Source organism: Variovorax sp. 01T439_2, assembly GCF_056398445.1.
In genome coordinates this window covers 1-9,144 of sequence record NZ_JBFTPJ010000122.1, presented here as the reverse complement: position 1 = coordinate 9,144, position 9,144 = coordinate 1, and the positions used below count along the sequence as shown (strand labels likewise).

General features: G+C 68.9%; 7 protein-coding genes and 2 pseudogenes. 3 read left to right on the top strand and 6 right to left on the bottom strand.

The window, feature by feature from the left end; translation table 11 throughout:
- A pseudogene (locus AC1DOC_RS08420) lies at positions 1-280 on the bottom strand (hypothetical protein); the annotation flags it as partial.
- Between the two features lie 85 nt (positions 281-365).
- On the opposite strand from AC1DOC_RS08420, the gene AC1DOC_RS08415 reads away from it, so the two are divergent.
- Entirely contained in the window at positions 366-2,291 is a 1,926-nt protein-coding gene (locus tag AC1DOC_RS08415) for a sensor histidine kinase (RefSeq protein WP_478129654.1), read from the top strand.
- Between the two features lie 187 nt (positions 2,292-2,478).
- Positions 2,479-3,156, top strand: coding sequence for a response regulator (locus AC1DOC_RS08410; protein ID WP_478080650.1), 678 nt, complete (start codon positions 2,479-2,481; stop codon positions 3,154-3,156).
- A gap of 6 nt (positions 3,157-3,162) precedes the next feature.
- On the opposite strand, the gene AC1DOC_RS08405 is transcribed toward AC1DOC_RS08410, so the two are convergent.
- Positions 3,163-5,511 carry a cytochrome P450 gene (locus tag AC1DOC_RS08405; RefSeq protein ID WP_478129653.1) on the bottom strand — a complete coding sequence of 783 codons (2,349 nt, stop codon included), beginning with the start codon at positions 5,509-5,511 and terminating at the stop codon, positions 3,163-3,165.
- 10 nt (positions 5,512-5,521) lie between these two features.
- Positions 5,522-6,493 (bottom strand): Bug family tripartite tricarboxylate transporter substrate binding protein, encoded by a 972-nt coding sequence (locus AC1DOC_RS08400; RefSeq protein ID WP_478080648.1) that lies wholly within the window; start codon positions 6,491-6,493, stop codon positions 5,522-5,524.
- 126 nt (positions 6,494-6,619) lie between these two features.
- Between AC1DOC_RS08400 and AC1DOC_RS08395 the strand changes: the two genes are divergently transcribed.
- Entirely contained in the window at positions 6,620-7,441 is an 822-nt protein-coding gene (locus AC1DOC_RS08395) for an IclR family transcriptional regulator (RefSeq protein WP_062366306.1), read from the top strand.
- A gap of 21 nt (positions 7,442-7,462) precedes the next feature.
- Here the strand turns inward: AC1DOC_RS08395 and AC1DOC_RS08390 are convergent, their stop codons facing one another.
- From AC1DOC_RS08390 to AC1DOC_RS08380, 3 genes and pseudogenes are all read right to left on the bottom strand, one after another.
- Entirely contained in the window at positions 7,463-8,287 is an 825-nt protein-coding gene (locus AC1DOC_RS08390; protein ID WP_012748694.1) for an undecaprenyl-diphosphate phosphatase, read from the bottom strand.
- Positions 8,288-8,367: 80 nt separating this feature from the next.
- Entirely contained in the window at positions 8,368-9,021 is a 654-nt protein-coding gene (locus AC1DOC_RS08385) for an aspartate/glutamate racemase family protein (protein ID WP_478080647.1), read from the bottom strand.
- A 13-nt stretch (positions 9,022-9,034) separates the two neighbouring features.
- A pseudogene (locus tag AC1DOC_RS08380) lies at positions 9,035-9,144 on the bottom strand (amino acid ABC transporter substrate-binding protein); the annotation flags it as partial.

Here is a 9,144-nt window from a genome sequence, read left to right as displayed (position 1 = left end):
CGCCCGCAGTGCCCATGCCTCCGTCGCCGCCCGCACCGAGCGCGGTGGCTCCGTCTCCCGAGACAGCGGCCGCAGCGCCACCGGTTCCTGCCGTCCCGTTGATGGTTCCCGGACCGGCATTGCCTGCACTCCCATCGACAAAACCCGCTGCGTAGGCGCTTCCCCCGACCAGCAGCGCGACCGCGGGCAGATGCCGGAATGCGCGCACCCACCGCTGTTTTCCGGCTGGCGCCTCATGCAAGCCGACTTGGGCGCCGCTGTCATGGATTCGTGTGGGCATGGACTTCCTCCTTGAAAGCAAATAAAACAAGTAAGACGAAGTGTGTATTTCGCATCCCGACCAAGCCATCCCCGAAAGCTGGTAAATGCCGTACGAAGAATCTCCACCGCAGGCCGGCCGCCGACGAGCGCGCCGGGGCCTTGCGGCATGGCTTGCTRCACGGGCCGGCGCCGGCTTCCTCCTTGGTGTTGTTGTTCTTCTTCTCGCCGCGGCCGGCCTGGCGCAGGCGCAGCCCGCTCCTGCATTCCGGGCTGCATTCCATGTCGAAGCCGTGCGCGGCACCGGCTGGGACGACGCCGGCCCGCCGGCTGATGGCTGGACGCCCGTCGCCCTGCCCGACAGCTGGGCTGCGCGCTGGCCCGGCTTCGACGGCGTGGTCTGGTACCGGCTCACCTGGGACCAGCCCGCCGAGGTCGCCGAGGCCRGCCTGCTGCTGCACTACCTCAACATGGCCGGCGCGGTGTCGTTCAACGGCACCCCGATCTGGCGCGACCAGAGCCTGGTCGAGCCGCTGACCCGCGCCTGGAACAGCCCGCGCTACTGGCTGCTGGCGCCGCCGCTGCTGCGGGCGGGCCGCAACACGCTGCTGGTGCGCGTCTCGGGCCTGTCCGCCTACCAGGCCGGCCTGGGTCCGGTCAGCCTCGGCGCACCCGCGGCCATGCAGGCGGAGTACGGACTCGAGCGCGTCTGGCGCCGCGATCTCCAGATGCTCGGCCTCGCGGTGAGCGCCGCGGTCTCGGCCTTCTTTGCTGCGCTGTGGGCCATGCGCCGGCGCGAGACGGCCTACGGCTGGTTCGCGCTGATGTCGGTGCTGTGGCTCCTGTTCGGCTACAACCAGATCGCCACCAGCCCCTGGCCCTTTGCGAGCAACCACAGCTGGCAGGCGCTGAACACCTCGCTGCTGCTGCTCTTCAGTGTGTCCTACGCCGTGTTCGCGCTGCGCTTCTGCGAGCGACGCATGCCGCGGCTGGAAGGCCTTGCGCTGCTGGTCGCGGTGGCCGGCGTGCTCGACCTGTGGCTCGCCGGCTCCGCCAACCTGCTCGCTCACCGCGCCGTCTGGACGCTGGTGGGCGGCCTCACGATCATTGCGGTGAACAGCGCCGCGCTGGTCCATGCCTTGCGCCATCGCCGCAGCCCGATGCGCTCGCTCGCGCCCTTCATGGCCCTGTCGGCGGCAACGGGCGCGCACGACCTGCTGGTGTTCACGCAGGTGATCGACAGCAACATCTACTACACGACCATGTCCTCGTACGGCCTGCTGCTGGGCATGGCGCTGACGCAGGCCGGGCGCTTCGTGCAGAGCCTGAAGCGCATCGAGAACTTCAACACCGAGCTGATCGAGGAAGTGAACGCGGCCAAGGCCGAACTCGGCGTCACGCTGGCGCAGCAGCATGCGCTCGAGCTGGCGCATGCGCGCATCGGCGAGCGGGTGAACCTCGCGAGCGACCTGCACGACGGGCTGGGCGGCATGCTGGTCGGCAGCATCGCAACGCTCGAACGCAAACCCGAGAAACTCTCCGCGCCCGAACTGCTCGCCATGCTCAAGCGCTTGCGCGACGACCTGCGGCTGATCATCGAGGCCACCGGCCAGCACGATGGCACGCGGGCCTTCGGCGAACTGCTCGTGCCCCTGCGGCACCGCACCTCTCAGCTGCTCGACGCGAACGGCATCGACTGCCGCTGGCAGGTATCGAACATCGAGACGCTCGAGCTGCCGCCGTCACAGAGCCTGGATCTGCTGCGCTTCCTGCAGGAGGCGTTGACCAACGTGCTCAAGCACAGCGCAAGCCGCCGCGTCGACGTGGCGGTGACGCGCACCGGCGCCGAACTGCAGCTCAGCGTGCGCGACGACGGCCGCGGCTTCGTGGTGGACGGCGCCGACAAGGGCGCCGGCGCGGGCTTGCGCAGCCTGCGCACGCGCGCACGCCGCCTGGGGGCCGAACTGCAGCTGCAATCGCGCCCCGGCCAGACGCAGCTGGCGCTGCGCATGCCGCTGGCAGCGGCGTCCTGAGGGGCCTGCGCACCCCCGTCCCGGCCCTTGCCGAAGCAGGTTGCGCCACCCGGTCCGGCCCCTCTGTGCAAGGCCCTGTTCAGGGCATGGGCAAACCGGGGGACATAAATGTCAATTCCGGCAACATTCGCGCAAAATAAGTCGAAACGTCCCAGTTTCTCGGCCACAGTCTCAGAATGCCGCCCAAATGTTCTCCTCGGAAGCCGCCGAAACCGTTTCGCTGAGCTCGGTGCTCGTGGTCGAAAACGACACGGCAATGCAGGAACGCCTGCGTTACATCCTGCCCACACTCGGCTGCGACGAGCCGCAGATCACCTGGGCCGACGATGCCGAGATGGCCATGCAGCTGCTGGAAAAGCCGAGCTTCGGCGTGATGCTGGTGGACATCGGCCTGCCTGGCGACGACGCGGTCGAGCTCGTCGAATGGCTGCAGGCCCACCATCCGCAAGTGCCCGCCGTGGCCATTTCCGCCTCCCGCAGCGAAGAAGCCATTTTTTCCGCACTCCGCGCCGGCGCGGTGGCCTATCTCCTGAAGGAGCGCGACGACCTCGAGCTGAGCATCGGCCTGCGCAGCATCGAGCAGGGCGGCGCCACCATCGATCCGGCCATTGCGCGGCGCGTGCTGGCCTGGCATGCGGGGCACGCGGCCGATCCGGGGTCGATGCCCGAAGCGGCGCTGACGCCGCAGGAGCGCAAGACGCTCGAACTGGTGGTGCAGGGGCTCGAGCACCGCGACGTCGCCCAGGCGCTGGCCATGCCCCGGCTGGCGGTGGAATGCCGCATCAAGGGCATCTACAGAAAGCTGGCGCTCGGCTCGCGCGCCGAGACGGCGCACATGGGCGGCGGGCACGCCCTGGCGCGCTGACCAGCCCTAGAGCTCGAGCACCAGCCGGCCTTCGCAGGCGCGCGAGCAGCAGGCCATCATCTTGTTGTGGGCCTCGCGTTCCGGGCGGGTCAGCACCACGTCGCGGTGATCGACCTTGCCGGACAGCACCCGCACTTCGCAGGAGCCGCACAGGCCCTCCTCGCAGTCGCTCTGCACGTCGACGTTGGCGGCGCGCAGCGCCGACAGCAGGGTCTGGCCGGGCGGCACGGTGACCACGAGGCCCGAATCCTTCAGCTCGACCTCGAAGGCCTGCTCCTTCGACGGATCGAGGGTGGCGAGCGTCGACTCGAAATGCTCGACGCGCAAGGCACCCTCGGGCCAGGCGGCGCAGCAGTCTTCGAGCGCCTCGAGCATGCGCAGCGGTCCGCAGGCATAGACCTGCGCACCGGCCACCGGCTCGGCGAGCAGTGCGCGCAGGTCGCAGCGCCGCCCTTCGTCGCTCGCATGGACCTGCAGCCGCTCGCCGTGCAGCGCCGCGAGCTCGTCCAGGAAGGCCATGCGCGCGCGGCTGCGGCCGCTGTAGTGCAGCTCGTAGTCCATGCCGAGCGCCTTCGCGCGGCGCGCCATCGCGCTGACGGGCGTGATGCCGATGCCGCCCGCGATGAAGATCGCCTTCGCCAGCGACTCGTCGAGCCGGAAGTGGTTGCGCGGCCCGCGGATGCGCAGCCGGTCGCCGGCCTTCACCTGCGCATGCACCCAGGCCGAGCCGCCGCGGCCCTCGGGCTCATGCAGCACCGCGATCTCGAGCACGCCGGCTTCGCCCGGATCGCCGCACAGCGAATACTGGCGCGACCGCTCGGGCGAGCCGCATTCCACGTCGATGTGCGAACCGGCGGTCCAGCGCGGCAGCGGCTTGCCATCGGGCGACACCAGGCGCAGCTTGACGATGCCTTCGGCCACCGGCGTCACGCGCTCCACCACCACCGGCCGCGTGATCGCGTGCCGCGAGGGCTCGCCGATGCGCACCGGCACCTGCACCTCGCGCAGCGCGGGGTTCCTGCGCTCCGGATTGGCCGCAGGGTCCCACTCGACCCACAGGTGCTCGGGCCCGCGGAACGAGGTGTTCGGCACGTAGCTGAAGCGCTGCTCCGAGAGCCGCATGTGCGGCAGCCGCCGCGTGAATTCCTCCAGGAAGATCTGCATTTCCATGCGCGCGAGGTTCTTGCCCATGCACTGGTGCGAGCCGTAGCCGAAGGTCAGGTGGTCGCTGGCGTTGTCGCGGCGGATGTCGAACAGGTCGGCATCGGAAAAATGCGCCTCGTCATGATTGGCCGACGAGGTGACGATCAAGAGCCGCGAGCCGGCCGGCAGGTCGACGCCGCCCACCTGCGTGTCCCGCGTGACGAGGCGCCGCCACGCGGCCACCGAGCCGTTGTGGCGCAGGCACTCTTCCACCGCGTTGGGAATGAGGCCCGGGTCTTCGCACAGTTCCTGCCACACCTGCGGATGCTGCAGCAGCAGCTTGACTGCATTGGCGGTGGCATTGGCGGTGGTCTCGTGCGCGGCCACGATGCCGGCCATCATCATCGAGTGCAGGTACGAATCGGTCACCACCTCGGGGTGCAGCTTCTGCTTGCGGATGCCGTACTGCATCCAGCCGGGCRCGTCGGGGTCCCGCCGCATCTTCTCGAGCACCTTGCCGGCGTACTGCCAGAAGTTGCCGACCGCATGCGCCACGGCCACCTGCTCCTCGGGCTTGGGCCGGCCCCAGGTATTGACGGTGTGCGCGATCGAATACTTGCGAAGCGTGTCCATGTCTTCCTCGGGCACGCCAAGGAAGTGCAGTGCCACGGTCAGCGGAATTTCCCACAGCATCTGGTCGACGAGATCGGCACGGCCGTCGTCGATGAAGCGGTCGACATAGCTGCGCGCCAGCTCGCGCACCATCGGCTCGTGGTGCTTGAGCGCCTCGGGCGTGAACGGGTCCATCAGCACGCGGCGGCGCGGCATGTGGGCGGGCTCGTCCTCGTTGACCAGCGTGCGGTTCAGCGCGAAGCCGTAGGAGGCGAGCACGGCGTTGGCCTCGTCGCCGGTGGGCGTGATCTTCTCGAGCGCGTTGGAGGGGCTGAAGGTGATGTTGTCGCGGAACACCGCCTTGATGTCGTCGTAGCGCGTGATCACCCAGTAGCCGAGCTTGGGGCTGAAGAAGATCGGCTCCTTCTCGCGCGCCCAGCGCACGTACTCGGGCGGGTCCTGCTGGTAGCCGTCCTCGAAGGGGTCGAACTCGGCGGCGCGCGCGCTCACAGGGCAGCCGGTGGGCGTGCGCTCGGAAGACAGCGGCCCGTGCGCGACGGGGCAGCCGGAAGTGCGCGAAGGCATGGCGGTATCGGACATGGCAGCAGACTCAGTCCAGCGTGATCTTCAAGTCGCGGATCAGCTTGTGCCAGCGCACGGTCTCGACCTTCAGCAGCGCGGTGTACTGCGCGGGCGTGTTGCCGACCGGCTCGACGCCGAAGTCGACCATGCGCTTGTTCACCGAGGGCTCATGGATGGCCGCCACCAGCTGGCGGTTGAGCGTGTTCACCACCTCCGGCGGCGTGGCCGAGGGCACCACCACGCCGACCAGCGCGGCGGCCTCGACGTTCTTGTAGCCGAGCTCGGCGAAGGTGGGCACGTCGGGCAGCTGCGGCAGGCGCGTCGGGTTGGCCACCGCCAGCGCGCGGACCTTGCCGCCCTTGATGAAGCCGGCGCCGGCCGCCAGGTCCACCATCATGGCCGGCAGCTGCCCTCCCACCACGTCGGCCAGCGCCGGCGCCGCGCCGCGGTACGGCACATGGACCATGAAAAGGCCGGCCTCCACCTTGAGCAGTTCCATTGCCAGGTGGTGCGGGCTGCCGGCGCCGGCCGAGGCGTAGCTCACGTCGCCCGGCTTGGCCTTGGCCCTGGCGATGAAATCCTTGGCCGTCGCGATGCCGGAATTGGCGCCGACCACCAGGATCATCGGGAACTTGCCCATCAGCGTGACGGGCGCCAGGTCCTTGGTCGGGCTGTACGAGAGCGACTTGTAGAGCGCCGGATTGAACACCAGCGTGCCGTTGTCGGCCGACAGCACCGTGTAGCCGTCGGCCGGCGCGCGCGCCGTCTCGGCCGCGGCCAGCGCGGTGTTGCCGCCGGGCTTGTTGTCCACCAGCACCGGCTGCCCCACCTGGGTGGAGAGCGTCTGCGCCACCGTGCGCGCCAGGAAGTCGGAGCCGCCGCCGGCCGCGTACGGAACGAGCCAGCGGATCGGCTTGGCGGGAAAGGCCTGGGCGCCGGCACTTGTTGCCACGGCAGCAAGGGAAAGAACGGCAAGGCACCGAGCGAGGCGGTTTTTCATGGATGTCTCCGGCATGATTGTGTATTGCGTAATTATCATACGCATTGCGTAATATTGATTCAAGGGACAACCCTGAACCCGAGCGGCCGCTCGGCGCCCGGTCCCAGCACCTAACATGTAGCCCACATGACCCAAGCTCCGGAGCTCCCCCCTCTCTCCCCCGCGACCCGCGAACGCCGCCAGCGCGTGCAATCGGCCGAGACCGGCATGGCGGTGCTCAAGGGGCTGGCCCACCTGGGCGGCCGCAGCAGCCTGACGGCCCTGTCGGCCCACGTGGGCGAAAGCCCGGCCAAGGTGCACCGCTACCTCGCCAGCCTGATGGAGGAAGGGCTGGTGCTGCAGGACGCCGTCTCGCAGCACTACTACCTGGGCACGGAAGCCATCCAGATCGGCCTGGCCGCCATGCGCCAGGCGGACCCGATCCGCGCGGCCGAGCCCTGCCTCGTGCGGCTGCGCGAGTCGCTGGAAGTGACCTGCTTCGTCGCGGTCATGGGCAACAAGGGGCCGACCATCGTGCGCTTCGAGGAGCCGGGCCTGCCGGTCACGGTGAACGTGCGCGCCGGCTCGGTGATGTCGATGCTCTGGTCGGCCACCGGCCGCGCGTTCCTGGGCCTGCTCGACGAGTCGCGGGTGCTGGCGCTGGCCGAGCAGGAACTGGCCGATTCACCGGAAGACATGCGGGCCACGCTGGACGCGAAGGACCCCATCGGCCAGCTGCGGCGCGAGGTGCAACTGGCCCGCTGCGCGAGCGTGAAGGACACCTACCTGCGCGGCATCAGCGCCGTGGCGGCGCCGGTCTACGACTATGCGGGCCGGGTGTGCGCCGTGCTGACTGCGCTGGGCGCCACGGGCGGCTTCGACCCGGCCATCGACGGCCCGATCGCCACCGCGGTGCGGCAGGAAGCCCGTGCCGCGAGCGCCATCCTGGGGCACGGGAACGGCGCCTGAGCGCCGGGCCGGCTGCTGCGCTTATTCCGCCCAGACCACCGTGCCGGTCCACGCCGTGGCCAGCACCACGATGCCGAAGGCGATGCGATACCAGGCAAAGGGAATGAAGTCGTGCGTGCTGATGTACTTCAGCAGCCAGCGCACGCAGAGCCAGGCGCTGATGAAGGAGAACACCAGCCCCACGGAGAACAGCGGAATGTCGGCCACCGACAGCAGCGCGCGCTCCTTGTAGAGACTGTAGGCGCCGGCGCCGATCAGCGTCGGAATGGCCAGGAAGAACGAAAAGTCGGTGGCCGCCTGGCGCGACAGGCCGAGCAGCATGCCGCCGATGATGGTCGAGCCGCTGCGGCTGGTGCCCGGGATCATCGCGAAGCACTGCACCAGGCCGACCTTGAGGGCGTCCCACATCGTCATGTCGTCGACATGCTCGATGCGCACCGAGCCCGGCGGCCGCTTCTCGGCCCACAGGATGATGAAGCCGCCGATGATGAAGGTGCTGGCCACCACCACGGGAATGAAGAGGTGCGCCTTGATCATCTTGCCGAACAGCAGGCCCAGCACCACGGCGGGCAGAAATCCGATGACCACGTTGAGCGCGAGGCGCCGCGCCTTGGCCTGCCTTGGCAACGCCACCACGGTGGAGTGGATCTTCTGCCAGTACACCAGGATCACCGCGAAGATCGCACCGGTCTGGATGGCAATGTCGAACACCTTGGCCTTGTCGTCATCGAAACCGAGCAGCGAGCCCGCAAGAATCAGATGCCCTGTCGACGAGATCGGAAGAAATTCGGTCAGCCCCTCGACGATGCCCATGACGGCGGCCTTCACCAGCAAAACGATGTCCACGCTTACTCCTTTAAAGAGCAGCAATTATGGCGAGGCATCGAGTCAGGCCAGGTTCAGCTGGCCCCTGGCATCTGCGGGCTTTATCGAAGAGCCTGATCCGTGCGCAGCCGCAGGGCCCGCACCGCGCTGTCGACGGTGGTGAGCACCGGCAGGCCGCTGGCCGCTTCGCAGGCGGCACGCGCGCGCGCCATGCTGAACTGCGCAAGCGCAATGCGCGTGCAGCCGCGCTCGCGCAGCGCCGCCGCCTGGGCGGCAATCAACGCATCGTGCCGCTGCGTGTCGCCGGCGTTCAGCGCGTCGAGCGCGCCTTCGGCCAGCATGGGCTCGAGCGCGATGCCCGGCGGAAACTCCGGCGGCATCGACACCAGCGTGGCCGCGAAGGTGGCGATGAGGCCGAGCTTGCCCTGCCCTTGCGCGGCCTCGGCCACCATCGCCTCGTTGGGCTTGAGCAACGGAATGCCCGCATGCCGCTGCGCCACGGCCTCGATGCAGGGCCCGAAGGCCGAGCAGGTGAAGAGGATGCCCTTGGCACCCGTGTCGACCGCGTACTGCGCGAGCCGCTGAAAGCGCTCGTGCATCGCCGCGTCGAGCCCGCGGCCACCGCGCGCGAGGTCGGCCGAGAGGCTGTCGTCGAGCAGGTTCATGCGCACGGCCTCGGGCCAGTCGCGCTCGAAGGCGGCGTTGATGGGCGCAACCGAGTGCGAGAGCGCGTGGATCAGTGCGATGCGGGTCATGCGGCAGGAAGGGTCAGATGCCCTTGGACGACGGGTTGGCAAAGGCCTCCTTCGTCTCGGCGTTGAGCGGATAGTTGATGTTGATGCCCTTGGGCGGAATCGGCGACATGAACCACTTGTTGT